Source organism: Mesorhizobium sp. WSM4821, assembly GCF_055901555.1.
In genome coordinates this window covers 4,244,340-4,262,570 of sequence record NZ_CM148371.1, presented here as the reverse complement: position 1 = coordinate 4,262,570, position 18,231 = coordinate 4,244,340, and the positions used below count along the sequence as shown (strand labels likewise).

18 protein-coding genes are annotated in these 18,231 nt (G+C 63.5%); 7 read left to right on the top strand and 11 right to left on the bottom strand.

Features of this window, described 5'->3' with window-relative positions:
* Positions 1-2: 2 nt before the first annotated feature.
* Positions 3-1,124: a DUF2336 domain-containing protein gene (locus AC0NID_RS20670; protein WP_473458248.1), complete on the bottom strand. Its 1,122-nt coding sequence runs from the start codon at positions 1,122-1,124 to the stop codon at positions 3-5.
* 249 nt (positions 1,125-1,373) lie between these two features.
* Here AC0NID_RS20670 and AC0NID_RS20665 point away from each other — a divergent pair, with 249 nt between their 5' ends.
* Both AC0NID_RS20665 and AC0NID_RS20660 read left to right on the top strand, forming a co-directional pair.
* Positions 1,374-1,823, top strand: a complete 450-nt coding sequence (locus tag AC0NID_RS20665; RefSeq protein WP_473458249.1) for a MaoC family dehydratase — start codon at positions 1,374-1,376, stop codon at positions 1,821-1,823.
* Positions 1,824-1,826: 3 nt separating this feature from the next.
* Positions 1,827-2,708 (top strand): HpcH/HpaI aldolase/citrate lyase family protein, encoded by an 882-nt coding sequence (locus AC0NID_RS20660; RefSeq protein ID WP_473458250.1) that lies wholly within the window; start codon positions 1,827-1,829, stop codon positions 2,706-2,708.
* Positions 2,709-2,720: 12 nt separating this feature from the next.
* Here the strand turns inward: AC0NID_RS20660 and AC0NID_RS20655 are convergent, their stop codons facing one another.
* A complete protein-coding gene (locus tag AC0NID_RS20655) occupies positions 2,721-3,329 on the bottom strand; it encodes a flavin reductase family protein (protein WP_473458251.1) in 609 nt (202 codons plus the stop codon).
* Complete coding sequence (locus AC0NID_RS20650; RefSeq protein ID WP_473458252.1) at positions 3,330-3,914, bottom strand: nitroreductase family protein; 585 nt, start codon at positions 3,912-3,914, stop codon at positions 3,330-3,332.
* A gap of 157 nt (positions 3,915-4,071) precedes the next feature.
* Here AC0NID_RS20650 and AC0NID_RS20645 point away from each other — a divergent pair, with 157 nt between their 5' ends.
* Entirely contained in the window at positions 4,072-5,037 is a 966-nt protein-coding gene (locus AC0NID_RS20645; RefSeq protein WP_473458253.1) for a hypothetical protein, read from the top strand.
* On the opposite strand, the gene AC0NID_RS20640 is transcribed toward AC0NID_RS20645, so the two are convergent.
* The 4 genes from AC0NID_RS20640 to yidD all read right to left on the bottom strand — a co-directional run bounded on the left by AC0NID_RS20640 (position 5,034) and on the right by yidD (position 9,622).
* The gene (locus AC0NID_RS20640) at positions 5,034-6,014 is read right to left on the bottom strand and encodes a lysophospholipid acyltransferase family protein (protein ID WP_473458254.1); all 981 of its coding nucleotides are present in this window, start codon (positions 6,012-6,014) and stop codon (positions 5,034-5,036) included. The genes AC0NID_RS20645 and AC0NID_RS20640 overlap by 4 nt on opposite strands.
* Before the next feature lie 121 nt (positions 6,015-6,135).
* Entirely contained in the window at positions 6,136-8,112 is a 1,977-nt protein-coding gene (thrS, locus tag AC0NID_RS20635) for a threonine--tRNA ligase (RefSeq protein ID WP_473458255.1), read from the bottom strand.
* Between the two features lie 167 nt (positions 8,113-8,279).
* Positions 8,280-9,107 carry a class D beta-lactamase gene (gene blaOXA / locus AC0NID_RS20630; protein WP_473458256.1) on the bottom strand — a complete coding sequence of 276 codons (828 nt, stop codon included), beginning with the start codon at positions 9,105-9,107 and terminating at the stop codon, positions 8,280-8,282.
* A gap of 140 nt (positions 9,108-9,247) precedes the next feature.
* Positions 9,248-9,622 (bottom strand): membrane protein insertion efficiency factor YidD, encoded by a 375-nt coding sequence (gene yidD, locus AC0NID_RS20625; protein ID WP_145711719.1) that lies wholly within the window; start codon positions 9,620-9,622, stop codon positions 9,248-9,250.
* A gap of 340 nt (positions 9,623-9,962) precedes the next feature.
* Here yidD and AC0NID_RS20620 point away from each other — a divergent pair, with 340 nt between their 5' ends.
* Positions 9,963-10,877, top strand: a complete 915-nt coding sequence (locus tag AC0NID_RS20620; protein WP_473458257.1) for a LysR substrate-binding domain-containing protein — start codon at positions 9,963-9,965, stop codon at positions 10,875-10,877.
* Here AC0NID_RS20620 and AC0NID_RS20615 read toward each other — a convergent pair.
* Entirely contained in the window at positions 10,874-11,320 is a 447-nt protein-coding gene (locus tag AC0NID_RS20615; protein ID WP_473458258.1) for an iron-sulfur cluster assembly scaffold protein, read from the bottom strand. The two genes, AC0NID_RS20620 and AC0NID_RS20615, sit on opposite strands and share 4 nt — an antisense overlap.
* A gap of 239 nt (positions 11,321-11,559) precedes the next feature.
* Here AC0NID_RS20615 and folE point away from each other — a divergent pair, with 239 nt between their 5' ends.
* From folE to AC0NID_RS20600, 3 genes are all read left to right on the top strand, one after another.
* Positions 11,560-12,195 (top strand): GTP cyclohydrolase I FolE, encoded by a 636-nt coding sequence (gene folE, locus AC0NID_RS20610; protein WP_473458259.1) that lies wholly within the window; start codon positions 11,560-11,562, stop codon positions 12,193-12,195.
* 156 nt (positions 12,196-12,351) lie between these two features.
* The gene (gene hisI / locus AC0NID_RS20605) at positions 12,352-12,825 is read left to right on the top strand and encodes a phosphoribosyl-AMP cyclohydrolase (RefSeq protein ID WP_473458260.1); all 474 of its coding nucleotides are present in this window, start codon (positions 12,352-12,354) and stop codon (positions 12,823-12,825) included.
* A 109-nt stretch (positions 12,826-12,934) separates the two neighbouring features.
* On the top strand, positions 12,935-13,906 hold the full coding sequence (locus AC0NID_RS20600; protein ID WP_126041630.1) for a patatin family protein: 972 nt from the start codon (positions 12,935-12,937) through the stop codon (positions 13,904-13,906).
* A gap of 22 nt (positions 13,907-13,928) precedes the next feature.
* Here AC0NID_RS20600 and recJ read toward each other — a convergent pair whose 3' ends face one another.
* From recJ to AC0NID_RS20585, 3 genes are all read right to left on the bottom strand, one after another.
* On the bottom strand, positions 13,929-15,713 hold the full coding sequence (gene recJ, locus AC0NID_RS20595) for a single-stranded-DNA-specific exonuclease RecJ (protein WP_473458261.1): 1,785 nt from the start codon (positions 15,711-15,713) through the stop codon (positions 13,929-13,931).
* Positions 15,714-15,774: 61 nt separating this feature from the next.
* Positions 15,775-16,758: a class II fructose-bisphosphatase gene (gene glpX, locus AC0NID_RS20590; RefSeq protein ID WP_473458262.1), complete on the bottom strand. Its 984-nt coding sequence runs from the start codon at positions 16,756-16,758 to the stop codon at positions 15,775-15,777.
* 140 nt (positions 16,759-16,898) lie between these two features.
* Positions 16,899-18,212: a homoserine dehydrogenase gene (locus AC0NID_RS20585; protein WP_473458263.1), complete on the bottom strand. Its 1,314-nt coding sequence runs from the start codon at positions 18,210-18,212 to the stop codon at positions 16,899-16,901.
* Between the last annotated feature and the right edge of the window lie 19 nt (positions 18,213-18,231).

Sequence of the window (18,231 nt, the reverse complement as noted above, 5' to 3'; positions counted from 1 at the left end):
GCCTAAGCCGCAGCGATCGCCAAGGCATGTCCGCGCGCATTCTGGCGCAGCGCATCGAGATGGATCGATTTGACCAGTCCGGCGAGATCGCCTTGCGCCGACTGCCCGCCGAGCTCCTTCAGCATCAGCCAGCTGACTTCCTGCACGCCGGCGAGGCGCTTGCCATTGGCGACCTCGCGCCAGATTTTCAGCGCGCGCAGGATGATCGCGTGCGTGGCCGCGGCAAGGCCGGCATTGCGGAACAGCGCCTGCAGCGCCACGTCATGCCCGGCGGCCAGCAGCGCCCTCACCCGTTGCTCGGATTGCTGGCTGAGCGCGACCAGCGCCGAGCCGAAGAAATCGACCTTGCCATGCGCGACGGTGCGGATGATGAAGCTTGCGGTCAGGTCGCCGCGCAGGCGCAGATGCTCGATCAGTGCGGCATGTTCTTCCTGGCGCGTGCCTTCGATCAACGTCACGGAAGCCTTAACGCAGGCGTCGCGCATGACGCGCTCGGCTCTGGCGCGGCCCATCAGCGCCAGCACCAGCGGCGAACCTTTGAGCGTTTCACCAAGTTTTATCAGCAGCATATGCCGGCAGTCGGCGGGCAGGCGCGCGTCGGCGATCAGCGCTTCGCGCACCAGAGGCAGATGGCCATGGCGCTCGGCGATACGGCGGAAGCTAAGCGAAGCGATGAGGGCACCGCTGTTGGCGAGCAGCGTGGCGCAGGCTTCCGCCTCACCGATTTCGGCGATCGCCGCGGCGACCGCCATGGAGACGCGCGGACGGTCGGCGATCAATTTCTGCGTCGCCTTCGGGCCGCCGGCAACGCGGTCGATCAGATCGGCATCGGTGAGCAGCGGCGAACGCGCCAGCACCAGGCTTGCGACTTCCGGCTGGTCGGACGCCAGCGCGCTGATGATCTGCAGCGGCGCGTGATGGCTCATCGACAGCGCCTCTGCCATCGCCAGCCGCACTTTCGACGAGGCATCGTCCAGCAGCAGCGTCAGCGCCGCCTCTGCCGCGCAGCGGTCCTCGAAAGGCAGATCGGCATTGATGTAGGCGCGGGCCAGCGCGCTTGCCGCGGCGGCGCGCTCCGAGACCCTCGCCGTGTATATCCATTTCAGGAAATGCGAAACAACCATGCTGCCCGCTACGCCCCTGGCCCGAGTCCGTTCCCACCCAGGGAACACCGTAGGGAGAAATGGTTTACGAACAGTTCACCATGTTTGTTAACTGGCTTGCGAGCGCGGTATGCAACGCTTATCAACCCTCTGAGCGACGTGCCTCCATTCGGACGCGCAAGGTACGCCGTACCACTTTGGATCGTCGCATCGTGCTTTCCGAAAATCGATTCCGATTTTTCGGCCGATGCGGCAGCGGAGGAGATCGACATGGGCGGGCTTTATCTGGAGGAGTTCGCCGTCGGCCACGTCTTCCGCCACACGCTGCGGAAAACCGTCACCGAAAGCGACAACATGCTGTTTTCGGTGATGACGCTGAACCCGCAGCCCCTGCACATCGATTTCGACTTCGCCGCCAAGAGCGAATGGGGCAAGCCGCTGGTCAATTCGCTATTCACGCTGGGCCTGATGATCGGCATTTCGGTGAACGACATCACCGTCGGCACCACCATCGCCAATCTCGGCATGAAGGAGACAGTGTTTCCGCATCCGGTCTTCCACGGCGACACGATCCGTGTCGAGACCACGGTGGTGTCGGTGCGCGAGTCCAAATCGAAGCCGGATCGCGGCATTGTCGAGTTCGAGCACCGCGCCTACAACCAGGATGACGTGCTCGTCGCCAAATGCACAAGGCAGGCGATGATGAAGAAGGCAACATAGTTCATGCGTTCATTGCTGTTCGTTCCCGGCGATTCCCAGAAAAAGCTGGAAAAGGCGTTTGGCACAGGCGCCGACGTGGTCATCGTCGACCTCGAGGATTCGATCGCGCCATCAAACAAGCTCTTGGCGCGCGACACCGCGGCGCGCTTCATCGTCGAACAACGGCATCAAACGAAGTCCGCTATCTATGTGCGGGTCAACGATCTCTCGACCGGCCTGACGGATGACGATCTGGCCGCACTCGTTCCGGCCGGACCCGACGGCATCATGCTGCCGAAGTCGAATAGCGGCCAGGACGTCCAGCATCTCTCGACCAAGCTCCGGGTGCACGAGGCCGAAAACGGCCTGCCGGATGGTGCGATAAAAATCCTGCCGATCATCACCGAAACAGCCGCCGGCGTGCTGTCGGCTGCAAGCTATGCCAACGCGAGCGCACGGCTTACAGGCGTCACCTGGGGGGCGGAAGACCTCTCGGCGGCGATCGGCGCGCGTGCCGCGCGCGACGCGACCGGCCGCTACACAGATGTGTTCCACTTCGCCCGCACGATGACCATCCTCGCCGCGGGTGCGGCGGAGGTCGCCGCGATCGACACGGTATTCCCAGGTTTTCGAGACATGGGCGCCTTTGAGGCCGAATGCGCCGAGGCCGAGCGCGACGGTTTCACCGGCAAGATGGCGATCCATCCGGCGCAAGTGCCGGTCATCAACACCGCCTTCACACCGTCGGCCGAGGCGGTGAAACGCTCCGCCGCCTTGGTTGCGGCATTCGAGGCGGCTGGAAATCCCGGCGTTGTCGGCATCGACGGCAAGATGTACGACCGGCCGCATCTGCGGCTGGCCGAGCGGCTTCTGGCACGCGCCAGGGCCGCCGGGATTTCCACCTGATCTTTCCCGGCCCTAGTCTTTTTCCCAACGAGGCCGGCGCATCGAAAATATCTCGCTGACACTGGCATAATCCATGTAGCCGAGACGGCCGACATTGCCCGCCTTGACGATATCGAACATGCCGTCCTTCAGGAACGCATCGTCGATATGCACGCCGACGACTTCGCCGGCGACGACGACGGCGCTGGCCGGTGTCCCGTCCAGCGCCTTTGGCCGCAGGATCTCCGTCACCCGGCATTCAAGCGCCGCGGGCGCCGCCGCCACGCGGGGCGGCGCAACAAGACGTGACGGCGCCATGATGAGATCGGCATAGCCGAATTCGCTGACGCCGCGCGGCGCGTCGACCGCCGTGCGGTTCATCTTTTCCGCTAGATCGCGGCTGACGAGATTGGCGACGAACTCGCCTGTCTCTTCGGCGAAGGTGGCGCTGTCCTTCTCGCCTTCGGAGGAAAACCAGACGATGAAGGGTCGTGTCGAAAAGGCGTTGAAGAAGGAATAGGGGGCGAGGTTGATCTTGCCGGCCTTGTTCACTGTCGAGATCCAGCCGATCGGCCGTGGCGCCACGATCGCCTTGGACGGGTCATGCGGCAACCCGTGACCTTTTGACGGCTCGTAGAACATTCAGCCCACCCACGGCCCGGCATAGTCGGCATAGAGCTTTGCCGGATCGGGCCGCGGCCGTTCCGGCGCCGGTCCTTGATAGGAGCCGATATGGACGAAGCCAACGACGCGCTCATGCGGCGCCAGCCCCAGGATCGCCCTGCCCTCCGGCACGTCGGAATACCAGTTGCTGATCATGTTGGTGCCATAGCCCAGCGCATTGGCCGATATCATCAGGTTCATCGCAGCCATGCCGCCGGACAGGAACATTTCCCATTGCGGAATCTTTGGGTTCTCCTTCGGGCTCGACACCACGCCGATCACCAGCGGCGCGCGCGAAAAGCGTGCCAGTTCCTGGTTGTGGCGACCCTCCGGCAACGGCCCTTCGCGCTGTTCGGCAAGGGCAGCCAGCTTCTTGCCGATCTCGACGCGTGCCTCGCCCCGGTAGAGGATGAAGCGCCAGGGCTCGAGCCGGCCATGGTCCGGCACCCGCGAGGCAGCGGCAATCATCGTCGCGATGTCGGCATCGCTGGGCGCCGGCTCTTTCAACTCCGGGATCGGCGCGGAATTTCTGGTCAGCAGAAAGTCGATGATCGGCGACGCCATGGACGCAAGTCTCCTTGGAATTTGAGCTGAAGCGCGCCATCGGGGCATCGGGCGGCTTGGGCATTGGCGCGGCGCGCCGGACGGAAGAGCTCATAACAGAACTGGTCCGGACTCTTAAGCCTTGAAATTGCCACCGCCTTGGGCTTCAACGCAAGGCATGTTTGAGGGGCTTCCGCGTCTTTTCCTGATTTGGCTTGGCGCCGCACTGTCGATGGTGCCGGCCTCGTCCGCCGTCGCGCAGGATGTGAACGGCCTCAGTGATCTGAAACTTCCCGGGATTTCACGCTATGCGCCTCCGAACAGCGAGACATCGCTGGCATTGGGGAGCAGCGGGGCGATCACGCTGTCGGCGCAATTGACGGACAAGGGCGCCGACATCACGCGGGGCATCGTCTGGCGCATCTTCAAGCCCGCACCTACCAGCGACGGCAAGCTGCCGATGGTTGCTACCGCTCATGGCGGCAGCGCGGTGTTTCAGCTCGAGCCCGGCAGCTATCTGGTCCATGCGTCCTACGGCCGGGCCGGCGCGACCAAGCGCATCACCGTCGGCAAGGACGCCAAGCGCGAAAGCCTCGTCCTCGATGCCGGCGGTTTGAAGCTCGACGCCGTGCTGTCGGGTGGGGTGCGCATACCGCCGAAGAAACTGCGCTTTTCGATCTATGAGGGCCGCGCCGAAGCCAACCACGATCGCGCCCTGGTCATTCCCGACGTGGAGCCCAACAGCGTGGTGCGGCTGAACGCAGGCGTCTACCACGTCGTCTCGACCTACGGCTCGGTGAATGCAGTCATCCGCTCCGACATCCGCGTCGAGGCGGGCAAGCTGACCGAAGCGGCCGTCGAGCATCGTGCGGCGGAGATGACCATGAAGCTGGTACGCGAGCCGGGCGGAGAGGCGATCGCCGACACCTCCTGGTCGTTGCTCAACGAATCTGGCGATCCGATCAAGGAAACCGTCGGCGCCTTTGCTTCGATGGTGCTCGCCGAAGGCGACTACACCATCATCGCCAAGAACCGCGACCGCATCTACCAGAAGGATTTTACGGTCGTAGCCGGGCAGAACAAGGAAATCGACGTTCTCGCCACGGAAGCCTCGGCGATCAATCCCGAGGACGGCGCGGACTAAACCGTCCTGACACACTGGCGCAAGGATTCGGGTCCGATCAGGCCGTCCTTGCGCATGCGTCGCGGCAGGAACTGGCCGCGGCCGCGCGGTTCGGCCGGCGCCAGATCGAAAACGCCGCGATAGAGGCGGTCGAGCAGAGCCTTGCGGTCGCGCAGCGGCTCCAGTTCTTCCCATCCCATTACATCGCCGACGCGCACGTCGATCGATTTGCCGGACAGCCGCGTGAATTCGTGGACGAGCAGGGAAATGCGCAGCGTCAGCGAGGCCTTGCCGACGAATTTCGCCACACGCCCTTCACGCTCGGCCATGTTCATCGGCCCGCTGACCAGATGGAACAGCCGGCCGTTCTGGCCGGAAAAATGCATTGGGACGACCGATGCCTTGGCATCCTGGACGAGACGGGCCGGAAACATCTTCCACGGCAAATCGCGCGCCCGGCCAAAACCTTTCGGCGCGGTGGCGACGCCGCCCGCAGGGAAGACGACAATGGTGACGCCTTCTTTCAGCAGCCGCACCGCCTCGTGGCGCACCGCCATGTTGTTCTTCAACGCGTCCTTGGTCTCTGAAAAGTCGATCGGCAGCGAATAGGGCTCCATTTCGCGGATCTTGAGCAGATCCTTGTGGATCATGACGCGGAACGGGCGCTGAAGCTGCTCGGCCAGCGAGAGCACCGCAATGCCGTCACCGATGCCGAACGGGTGGTTGGCGACGATCACCAGCGGCGTATCAGGCAGCTTTGCCGGCAGCCATTGGCCGGCGACCTGCACCTGGACATCGATCAACTCCAGCATGCGGCTGAAGACGCGCTCGCCGGTCTGCGCCACATGGCGGCGCCAGAAATCATAGAGCGCCGCGAAACGATCGCGGCCGGATATGCCCTCGATGGAATGGATGAACCAGCGCGTCAATGCCGGCTGGTGCGGACTGGCATAGGAAAGCTCGGGAAACGGTCTTTCGCGCATCTTCAGCTTGAGCATGAGGGCTCGTTACAAGGCTGGCGTGACATGTATGTGAAAACGGCGGGGCATGTGAAAACGGCGGGCATTTGAAAATGGCGGTGGACCGCTCCACCGCCATTCGTTGATGATCTGGCTGAACTCAGGCCGCTCGTTTGCGCTTGCGGTCTGGCGTCATCGCCTCTTCGGCAAGCATCGCTACCGCCTGGCCAAGGCCAAGCGATTCCTGGTCGCGCGAACCGAGTCGGCGGATATTGACCGTCTCTTCCTCCGCCTCGCGCTTGCCGCAGACGAGGATGACTGGAACCTTGGCCAGGCTGTGCTCGCGGACCTTGTAGTTGATCTTCTCGTTGCGAAGATCGGCTTCCGCCAACAGTCCGGCGGCCTTCAGCTGCGCGACGACCTTATGTGCGTAATCGTCGGCTTCGGAGGTGATCGTCGCCACCACCACCTGCAGCGGTGCGAACCATAGCGGGAAATGGCCGGAATAGTTCTCGATCAGGATGCCGAGGAAGCGCTCCATCGAACCGCAGATGGCGCGATGCACCATCACCGGCTGCTTCTTTTCCGAATCGGAGCCGATGTAGAAGGCGCCGAACCGTTCCGGCAGGTTGAAATCGACCTGCGTGGTGCCGCACTGCCAGTCGCGGCCGATGGCATCGCGCAGCACATATTCAAACTTCGGCCCGTAGAACGTGCCCTCGCCCGGATTGACGCCCGTCTTGATCCGGTTGCCCGACCGCGCCGCGATCTTGTCGAGCACGTCTTGCAGCACGCCCTCGGCATGATCCCACATCGCGTCGGTGCCGACGCGTTTTTCGGGGCGGGTCGCCAGCTTGACGGTGATTTCGTCGAAGCCGAAGTCGGCGTAGGTCGACAGGATCAGGTCGTTGATCTTGATGCACTCGTCGGCGAGCTGTTCCTCGGTGCAGAAGATGTGGGCATCGTCCTGGGTAAAGCCGCGCACGCGCATCAGGCCGTGCAGCGCACCGGACGGCTCATAGCGATGAACGGCGCCGAATTCAGCCAGTCTTACAGGCAGATCTCGGTATGACTTCAATCCATGCTTGAAGATTTGGACGTGGCCGGGACAGTTCATCGGCTTCAGCGCGAAGACGCGGTCGTCATCGGTGTCGTCGCCGGCAACTGTAACCTTGAACATATTGTCCCGGTACCAGCCCCAGTGGCCAGAAGTCTCCCACAGACCCTTGTCGAGCACTTGCGGAGCGTTGACCTCCTGATAGCCGAGGTCATCCAGCCGGCGGCGCATGTAGCTGACCAGGTTCTGGAACATCTTCCAGCCCTTGGCATGCCAGAAGACGACGCCCGGCCCCTCTTCCTGGAAATGGAACAAGTCCATCTCGCGGCCGAGCTTCCTGTGATCGCGCTTTTCGGCTTCCTCCAGCATGGTCTGATAAGCGTCGAGTTGCGCCTGGTCGGCCCAGGCCGTGCCGTAGATGCGAGTCAGCATCGGATTGTTGCTGTCGCCGCGCCAATAGGCGCCGGCCACCTTCATCAGCTTGAAGGCGCTGCCGATCTGCCCGGTCGAAGCCATATGCGGGCCGCGGCAGAGATCGAACCAATCGCCCTGCGCGTAGATCTTGAGGTCCTGATCGTCGGGAATTGCGTCGATCAGCTCCAGCTTGTAGCGCTCGCCCTTGTCGGCGAAGATTTTTTTCGCTTTCTCGCGCGACCAGACCTCCTTGGTGAACGGCTTGTTGCGCGCGATGATCTCGCGCATCTTCTTCTCGATCACCGGGAAATCGTCGGGCGTGAACGGCTCGTTGCGGGCGAAGTCATAGTAGAACCCGTTCTCGATCACCGGCCCGATGGTCACCTGCGTACCCGGCCACAATTCCTGCACGGCTTCGGCCAGCACGTGAGCTGCGTCGTGGCGGATGAGTTCCAGCGCGCGCGGGTCTTCGCGGGTGATGATCTCGACCTTGCCGGATTTGCCGAGCGGGTCGGAAAGATCGCGCACGACGCCGTCGATCGAGTAGGCAACGGCCTTCTTGGCCAGCGATTTCGAGATCGATTCCGACAGGCCGGCGCCGGTCATCGCCGCTTCGTAGTCGCGGACGGAGCCATCGGGAAATGTCAGGGAAACGGAATTCAGCATAGAGTTCTCCTATCCAGTCCCGCAAACGAGCGCGGGTGGTGAAATGCATGTCGCCCAAAAGTGCAAAGCGGTTTGGGGGCACGACATGCATAAAGTAAAAGCCGGATGCGTCCGGCGGCGAGCGGTCTTTTATGGGCAGATGCCGGCGCCGTAAAGCCAGATGTGGGTCACCTCACGAGATTCGGCAGGTCCTTCAGAAACATCGCCCGCGCCTTGGGGCCCTTGGGCGTGTCCAATCGTTTCGTGTCGACCACGAGGCGGGCAAAGACGATCGTGCGGCCATCCCTTTGCGCCCAGCCGACAAACCAGCCAAGCGAGCGGTTGTCCCTGACCTTGTCGGCGTCGTTGCGAAGCCTCGTGGTCCCGGTCTTGCCCTGCACCGTCCAGTCTCCTGCCTGGAAGGTCGGCAGGATCGCCTTGGTCATCGCGTGGGCCTTGTCCGAAACCGGCAGCTTGCGGGCAAGCAAGCGGCGCAGGAAATTCACCTGTTCGACCGGCGATATCTTGAGGGAGGAATTCACCCAGGACCGGGTGAGCCCATCATCCTTGCCGGCAGTGCCGGAGACGTCGGAATTGCCGTAGTCGAACTTCGAGACGTAGCCGGCGAACCGCTCGCTGCCGAGCCGCCGGGTGATTTCCCGCGAAAACCACAGGACCGAATCCCTTTCCCAGACCGTCGGGTCGACGGTCTTCTGGTCCCGCTTCACCGCCTTGAACTCCGGCTTGTAGTCCCATGCCGGCGTGTGCTCGTCGCTCAGGATTCCCGCGTCATAGCCGATCAGCGACAAGGGAACCTTGAATGTCGAAGCGGGGCTGAAGCGCTGGTCGCAAACCCCGTCCCGATACAGCGTCTCCCCGCTTGCAGCATCCAGGATCAACGTGCATTCGACGTCCTTCAGCGGCGCGGATTGAGCGCGGATCGGAAAACCCAGCATCCACGCCAGAAGGTAGAGAACCAAAGCGAAAACGAATGGACGGCGATCTATCTGGCGCATTTGGCAATCTCTCCTGAGGCATGTCAGGAGCGGCTTAGCGAGGCGTCTTGTCTCGATTTTGTCTTAAATGCGCCAGATGCGGTTAACCCTAGCAAATCGTAAAGATCTACCCGATTGCAGAGCTTGCGCCGCTGCCGGCATCAGCTTTCCCGGCCACTGCGCTTTTTTCCGATCCGCCAATACCGCCAGGGCGTGAACCAGACGTAGCGATCGGCCAGCACCTCCGGCACGCGGTCGATGCCATGGGTTCCGAATGGTCCGCAGCGCAGCACCCGGAAAAGCCCCATCCAGCCGCCGGCCCACAGCCCGTGGCGGGCGATCGCCTCATGCGCGTATTCGGAACAGGTCGGCAGATGCCGGCAGGAATTGCCGACGAAGCCGGACAGCGTCAGCTGGTAAAAGCGCACGAGCGACGTGCCGAGGAGGCGGCCCGGCGTCTTGCGCCAGGGACCGGGCCAGTTGCGCCCGCGCTGGAGCGGCCTGGCGACATGCGCATGCTCATGTTGATCGCGCACGAAATTCTCCGCATCCGTTCCCCGAGGAATAGATGTGGACTTCGGCCAGAGAACGCAATCCCTTCTGCCCACCGCCCTGCGATCCGCTTCATGATGTTGAACGGCGAACAGGATACCGATCGACCGAAGGCGACCAGCGAGCGGTACCGCCCTGCCTTTCTTGGCGGCGTGCGCCATGAGGCCTGTCACCCCGTTGAAACGTCGCGATCCGCATGACGTCGCCAAAAATGCTCAGGAACTGGATCATGGCCGCATCTCCTCTAGGCGCCGATTAGACCGCTGCTGGCCTTCGCCCTCAAACGAGTATAATTTCCGCCTCGGATAACTAGAGATTATGCGAATGAAGCGTGGCCGCCTTCCCCTGACGGCGTTGAGAAGTTTCGAAGCGGCCGGCAGGCACCTGAGCTTCAGCCGGGCTGCCGAAGAGCTTTTTGTCTCCCAAGCAGCAATCAGCCGCCAGGTCCGCGAGCTTGAGCTGTTCCTGCGCCAGCCTCTGTTCTACCGCCACCATCGCCGCGTCGAGCTTACCGACACCGGCCACCGCTTGCTCGATCAGCTCGTCAGGAGTTTCGACGACATTGACGGACTGCTTTCGGAACTGGTGGCGACGCCGGCCCAGTCGGTAGTCTGGATCAGCGTCGAACCTTCGCTTGCCGCATCCTGGCTGGTGCCGCGGCTCAATCGATTCCGCCAGTTGCGGCCGGATATCGACATTTCCCTCGATGTCGACCCGCGGCTGATCGAGTTCCGCAGCGATCAGGCCGAACTCGCTCTGCGCTTCAGCGCGCACAGCACCTCATGGCCGCGCAGCGAGGCGGAACGCCTGGCGCCGGTCATCGATTCGCCTGTGTTGTCGCCAGCACTTTCAGCATCGGGCTTTGCCCTGGAAAGCCCGGCCGACCTGCGTCGCTACACCTTGCTGCACGAAGAAAACCGCCAGGGCTGGGCGCGCTGGTTCGAGGCTGCGGGCGTATCCGCTGATGCGATACCGGAGCGTGGCCCGCTGCTGGCCGACGCCTCGCTCTCGAAACAGGCTGCCGTGCTGGGCCACGGCGTGGCGCTGGGCGACCTTCTGCTGGTCAAGGAGGAACTGGCGACCGGTGCGTTGATCAAGCCATTCGACATCAACGTCGTATGCGGCGCCTATTGGCTGGTGGCGCGAAGCCTGCGCAACCTGTCCGAGCCGGCCGCGGCATTCGCCGATTGGATCCGGTCCGAATTTGCCGAAAGCAGGCGTTTTCTGGAAGGTGCCTAGGCCGCCTGTTCGGCGCGCTTCTTCTCGATCTGGCCGATCGCGTCGACCACCGCGTCGAAGGTCAGCATGGTCGAAGCGTGGCGCGCCTTGTAGTCGCGCACCGGTTCGAGATATCTGAGGTCGGCAAAGCGGCCTTCCGGCGGCGCGCCATTTTCCTTCAGCATCTTCAGCATCTTCTCGCGAACGCTGCGCAATTCGTCCGCGCTGGCGCCGACGACATGTTGCGCCATGATCGACGACGACGCCTGGCCAAGCGCGCAGGCTTTGACGTCATGGGCGAAATCGGTGACGACGCCGTCATCCATCTTCAGATCGACGGTCACGGTCGAGCCGCAGAGCTTGGAATGCGCGCGCGCGGTTGCGTCCGGATGGTCGAGCCGGCCGATCCGCGCGATATTTCCGGCGAATCCCAGAATTTTCGCATTGTAGACATCGTCGATCATATTTTTCCAATCCGTCGCCGCCGAGGGAACAGCGATTGCCGCTGACGGTCTTCCTTTCGCTCGGCACGATCATATATAATGCTGGTAGTCGGGCATGGACAAGGCAACCAACGACCTCGTCCTGCCTAAATCAGTTCACGCCGCTTACGGGCTGGAAACAGGGCACGTTTCTAACACCCGAAAGGTCGTGGTCCGTTCAACTCGTTCCTCCTGAGAGGGGAACTACGGGAGACGCCTTTATGGATGCCGTCATCAAGAAATTCATGCCCCCGTCCGCCTATCTGGAAAAGCCGGTAACCGATCGGCCGAGCGAGGCCGAAGCCGAGGCAGCGGTTCGCACGCTGCTGCGCTGGGCCGGCGACAATCCGGACCGGGAGGGCCTGGTCGACACGCCAAAGCGTGTGGTCAAGGCCTATCGCGAAATGTTCGGCGGCTATGACAAATGCCCGGCCGAGGAACTCGGCCGCACCTTCGAGGAAGTCGCCGGCTATGACGACCTCGTCCTCGTCAAGGATATAAGCTTCCATTCGCATTGCGAGCACCATATGGTGCCGATCATCGGCAAGGCGCATGTCGGCTATCTGCCGGACGGCAAGGTTGTCGGCCTGTCCAAGATCGCCCGCGTCGTCGATATCTTCGCCCAGCGCCTGCAGACCCAGGAAGCCATGACCGCACAGATCGCCGGCGTCATCCAGGATGTGCTCAATCCGCGCGGCGTCGCCGTCATGCTCGAAGCCGAGCATATGTGCATGGCCATGCGCGGCATCCGCAAGGAGGGCTCCACGACGCTAACCTCGACCTTCACAGGCGTCTTCAAGGACACGCCCGAGGAACAGGTCCGTTTCGTCACCATGGTGCGCGGCGGCAGGGGCTGACCCCCTCGCCAGTCGCTGGCCATGATCCCGAAAAGCGGGAACCGGTTTTTGCTGCGCTGACCTTCGGTTCGGATAAGATCATGGCCAAACAAGAAGACAGAGCCTCGCCCATTCCGATTCTATCGGAATGGGCGAGGCTTTGAACAAGGACCGGCGATGTCGGCACTGGAATTTCCGAAAGCTGCATCGGACAAGAAGGCACTGGAGGAAGGCGCGGCCTTTTCGCCGCGTTTCGATGCCAGCGGTCTCCTCACCGTGGTCGTCACCGATGCCGAAGACGGCATGTTGCTGATGGTCGCGCACATGAACGCCGAAGCGCTGGCGCTGACGCTCGAAACCGGCATCGCTCACTACTGGTCGCGCTCGCGCAACGCTCTGTGGAAAAAGGGCGAAACGTCCGGGAACGTCCAGAAAATCGTCGAGATGCTCACCGATTGTGACCAGGACGCCATATGGTTGCGCGTCAAAGTGATGGGCCACGACGCAACCTGCCACACCGGCCGGCGTTCTTGCTTTTATCGGACGGTGGGGCTGATCGACGGCAAGGGAACGCTTGCCAGCGACGGCAGCAAGCCGCTGTTCGATGCGGAAGAAACGTATCGAAAGCCCATGAACCATCCATATGAATGACCCCATGAACCATCCATATGAATGAACCATTCGCCGAACTGCAGCCACATATATTCATGGTTTCGATACGGCCAGCCTGTATATTGGCTGTGGGACAAGGGAGATTGTGATGCTCGAATGGGCGTCATCGCGCAACAGACCGGACGTTCGAGAGGCCAGTGGCCTCTCATCGTCCGCCGGCGCTTCCGAAACGAAGCCCCCTAAGAAAACAGGCATTTCGCTGGCACTGGGCGGCGGCTGCGCGCGTGGCTGGGCCCATATCGGCGTGTTGCGCGCGCTCGACGAAGCCGGCATCGAAGTGTCGATGATCGCCGGCACCTCGATCGGCGCGCTGGTCGGCGGCTGCTACCTTGCCGGCAAGCTGGATGAGTTGGAAGAATTCGCCAGAAGCCTGACCAGGCGGCGCATCTTTGGCCTGCTCGACCTCAATCTGCGCGGCAGCGGCCTGTTCGGCGGCATGAAGCTCGACGCACGGCTGCGCGAGCATATGGCCGGCATCCGCTTCGAGGATCTGCCCAAGCCTTTTGTCTGCGTCACTTCGGAGATCCGCACCGGCCATGAAATCTGGCTGTCGGGCGGCTCGTTGATCACCGCCATGCGCGCCTCCTACGCACTGCCCGGCGTGTTCGAACCGGTTACCTGCAACGGGCGCGTGCTGGTCGACGGCGCACTGGTCAATCCGGTGCCGGTCTCGGTCTGCCGCGCCTACGAGCAGCCGCTCGTGGTCGCGATAAACCTTCACTATGATCTGTTCGGTCGCGCCGCCGTCATCAAGCACACTGCCGGCGAACTGGTCGCCGAGAAGGACGCGCCAAGGACCGGCCTAGTCGACCCTGAACGCCAGTCCCGCGAAGCGCGCCTCGGCATCACCGGCGTCATGGTCGAAGCCTTCAACATCATCCAGGACCGCATTTCGCGTGCGCGGCTCGCCGGCGACCCGCCTGATATGTCGCTGCAGCCGAAGCTCGGCCATATCGGCCTGACCGAATTTCACCGCGCCGACGAAGCGATCCGCATCGGTTACCAGGCAACGATGGCCCAGATTGGCGAGCTGGCGCGGCTGCAGACGGTTCTGGCCTAAACGAGATCCCGGGAGCCTGCTCTCAGGCGCGTGCGGCATCGACGATGCGGAACTGCACCGTGCGGTTGCCGTTCCAGTGATTGCCCGACAGCGAGCCGGCGACATGCACCGGCTTGCCCCTGTTCTTGAACAGGAATTCGCCGAGTGCCGTATCGACGGCGCGAAAGGCGATCGCCTGGATGCGGCCGCCGCTTTCCGACTGCAGATCGGCGCGGATGTGGTTGGTGCCGACCGGCCTTGCGTCGGTAAGTCGATGGCGCGGCAGCGCGAAGACCGGCGCGACGTGTCCGGCACCGAACGGGCCGGCTTTCTCCAGCGCATCGAGCAGGTCGAGCGTCGCGCCCTCGGCGGCCAGCGCACCGTCGATCGCCAGGCCTTCCTCGCCTTGCAGCCGGAACACGTCGGCCGCCGCTCGTTCTTCGAAGAAGGCCCTGAGCACGCCAAGTTTTGCCCGCTCCACAGTGATGCCGGCCGCCATGCCATGGCCGCCGCCCTTGACGATCAGCCCGGCATCGGCCGCCTCGCGCACCAGCTTGCCAAGGTCGAAGCCCGACACCGAACGGCCTGAACCCGTACCGACGCCATTGGCATTGAAGGCGATGGCGAAGGCGGGCCGGCGCGCATGGTCCTTGAGCCGCGAGGCCAGCAGGCCGACGATGCCCGGATGCCAATTGGAGCTGGCGGTGACGACGATGGCCGGCCCATTGCCGCCGGCAAGCTCGGCATCGGCCTCCACGCGCGCCGCGGCCAGCATTTCCAGTTCCATCTGCTGCCGCTCCTGATTGAGCCGGTCCAACGTCTCGGCGATGGTGCGGGCCTCGACGGGATCGTCGGTGGCGAGCAGCCGGCTGCCGAGTGCCGCATCGCCGATGCGCCCGCCGGCATTGATGCGCGGGCCGATCAGATAGGCCAGATGGAAGGTGCTGACCGGCTCGCCGATGCGCGAGACCCGCGCCAGCGCCGCCAGCCCTTCGTTTCTCTGCTGGCGCGCTATCTGCAGCCCCTTGACCACGAAGGCGCGGTTGACGCCGGTCAGCGGCACCACGTCGCAGACGGTCGCCAGAGCCACGAGGTCGAGCAAGCCAAGCAGGTCCGGCGCTGCGGCATCCGGCAACCGGCCGCGCAGAATCTTCGCCGTCTGGACGAGAGCCAGGAAGACGACGCCTGCGGCGCAAAGGTGGCCCTGGCCCGAAAGGTCGTCCTCGCGATTGGGATTGACGACCGCTTCGGCCAACGGCAGCGGACCACCGACCTGGTGATGGTCGAGCACCACGACGTCGGCGCCGGCCACCTTCGCCGCGTCGATCGAAACGGCGCTGTTGGTGCCGCAGTCGACGGTGACGATCAGCGTCGCGCCGCGCGAGACGAGTTCGCGCATGGCTTCCGGATTGGGGCCGTATCCCTCGAAGATGCGGTCCGGTATGTAAATCTCCGACGGCACCGAAAAATGCGTGAGAAACCGCTTGAGCAGCGCCGACGAGGCCGCGCCATCAACATCGTAGTCACCGAAGATCGCCACCTTTTCCCTGGCAATGATCGCCCCGGCGATACGGGCGGCGGCCTTGTTCATGTCGGTCAGCGACGCCGGATCCGGCAAAAGGTCGCGGATGGTCGGATCGAGGAATCGCTCGGTCTGCTCGGCGGTCACGCCTCGCCCGGCAAGGACGCGCGCGACGATGTCCGGCACACCATGGCCCTGCGCGATGGCGAGTGCGGTCATGTCCTGCCGCTCAGTCAGCCGGTGTTCCCACGAAACACCGGTGGCCGACTGCCTGACATCGAGGAAAAAACGTTTCTCGCCCGTCATATGACGCGCCGTCTGCAAAACTGTCATGTCTCACAATATGCGACGGCCAACCGAGTCGGTATCAAAACTTTTCCAGATCCTGGTGCCTGGCCTTGATCTCGCGCACCGTGCGCGACGACGAGCGCAGCACGATCGTGTGCGTGGTGATGGAGTTGCGGCCGAACTTGACGCCGGCCAGCATGTTGCCGTCGGTCACGCCGGTTGCCGCAAACAGCACGTCGCCGCGCGCCATGTCCTGCGTGCGGTAGATCCGCTTCGGGTCGGAAATACCCATCTTGGCCGCGCGCTTCACTTTTTGCGGCGTGTCCAGGATCAGCCTTCCCTGCATCTGGCCGCCGGTGCAGCGCAACGCAGCCGCTGCCAGCACGCCCTCCGGCGCACCGCCGGTGCCGAGATAAATGTCGATGCCGGTCTCGTCCGGATCGGTGGTGTCGATGACGCCGGCGACATCGCCGTCGCCGATCAGCCGGATCGCAGCGCCCGTGGCGCGCACGGCTTCGATCAGCTTGCCATGGCGCGGCCGGTCGAGGATGCAGGCGGTGATCTCCGACACTGGAACGCCCTTGGCCCTGGCCAGGCTGGCAATGTTTTCGGCCGGCGAGGCATCGATGTCGATGACGCCGTCCGCATAGCCGGGACCGACGGCGATCTTGTCCATATAGACATCTGGCGCGAACAAGAGGCTGCCCTTTTCCGCAATGGCGATGACCGCCAGCGCGTTGGGCAGGTTCTTGGCGCAGATCGTCGTGCCTTCGAGCGGGTCGAGCGCGATATCGACTGCCGGGCCTTTGCCGGAGCCGACCTCCTCGCCGATATAGAGCATCGGCGCCTCGTCGCGCTCGCCCTCGCCGATCACCACCGTGCCTTTGATGGCGAGGCGGTTGAGCTCCTCGCGCATGGCGTCGACCGCAGCCTGGTCGGCGGCTTTTTCGTCGCCGCGTCCGCGCAGCCTGGCGGCCGCGACCGCGGCGCGTTCGGTGACGCGCACCAGTTCCATGGTGAGTATCCGGTCGAGGCCGGCGACGATGTTCTGAGCAACGTTCATCGGTGGACAATCCTCGTTGGCGCATCGCCTCCCGCCGGAGGCGCGCTCCTTGTGTCAAAGCTCCATGACAACAGCAAGACTTGGGCAAGCGTTTTTTGAAAACGCAACGATATCAATCGATTGAATGGGAAGAATGAAACCTATCCCGCGCGCTCTATGCGGATGACCTGCGGCTTGTCGGTCAGATGGCCGTCCTTGGTGATGCCCTCGACGGCCTTGCGCACCGCCGCTTCCGTCGTCTCGTGGGTGACGAGGATGACCGTTTTCTGCAAGGCGGTTTCCGGCCCCGCGGCATGCTGTACGATCGATTCCAGCGAGATGTCGCTGTCGGCCATGCGCTTGGCAATGGCTGCAAAGACGCCGATCCGGTCGTGCACCGTCAACCGGATGAAATAGCCGCCGGCGTGGCTGCGCATCTGCGCCTTCTTGTAAGGTCGCAATTCCTTCGCCGGCAGGCCGAAGACCGGACCGTGCTGGAAACCCGGCCGGCTCTTGGCGATGTCGGCAATGTCGCCGACCACCGCCGATGCGGTGGCGCTGCCGCCGGCACCGGGACCGGAGAGCAAAAGCTCGCCAAGGATGTCGGTTTCGATGGCCACCGCATTGGTGACGCCGTGCACCTGCGCGATGACCGAGGCCGTCGGCACCATGGTCGGATGCACGCGCTGTTCGATCCCGCTTTCCGTGCGTTGGGCGACGCCGAGCAGTTTTATCCGGTAGCCGAGATCGGCGGCCGCGCGGATGTCGGCCTGGCTGATGTTGGAAATCCCTTCCATATAGATGTCGTTGGCGGCGATCCTTGTGCCAAAGGCAAGGCTGGTCAGGATCGACAGCTTGTGCGCGGTGTCGTGGCCCTCGATGTCGAAGGTCGGGTCGGCCTCCGCATAGCCCAGCCGCTGCGCGTCCTCCAGGCAGGCGTCGAACGAGAGGCCCTCGGCTTCCATCCGGGTCAGGATATAGTTGCAGGTGCCGTTGAGGATGCCGAAAACACGGGTCACCGAATTGCCGGCCATCGCCTCGCGCATCGTCTTGATGACCGGAATGCCGCCGGCCACCGCCGCCTCGTAGTTGAGCAGAACCCCCTTCTTCTCGGCGATCTCGGCCAGCGCCACACCGTGCTTGGCGAGCAGCGCCTTGTTGGCGGTGACGACGTGGCGGCCGGCTTCAAGCGCTGCTTTCACGGACGATCTCGACGGCCCTTCGTCGCCGCCGATCAGTTCGACGAAGACATCGATATCGGGGGTCTGTGCCATTCCCACCGGATCGTCGAACCACTTGGCCGCGCCGAGATCGACGCCGCGGTCGCGTTTGCGATCGCGGGCCGAAACGGCTGACACGACGATCTCGCGGCCGCATTGCCGCGTCAGTTCCGCCGCCTTGTCGCGCAGCACGCGCGCCACCGACGCGCCGACGGTGCCGAGACCGGCAATTCCAACACGCAACGCTTCAGCCATGTCCGGCGACGCCCCTCAA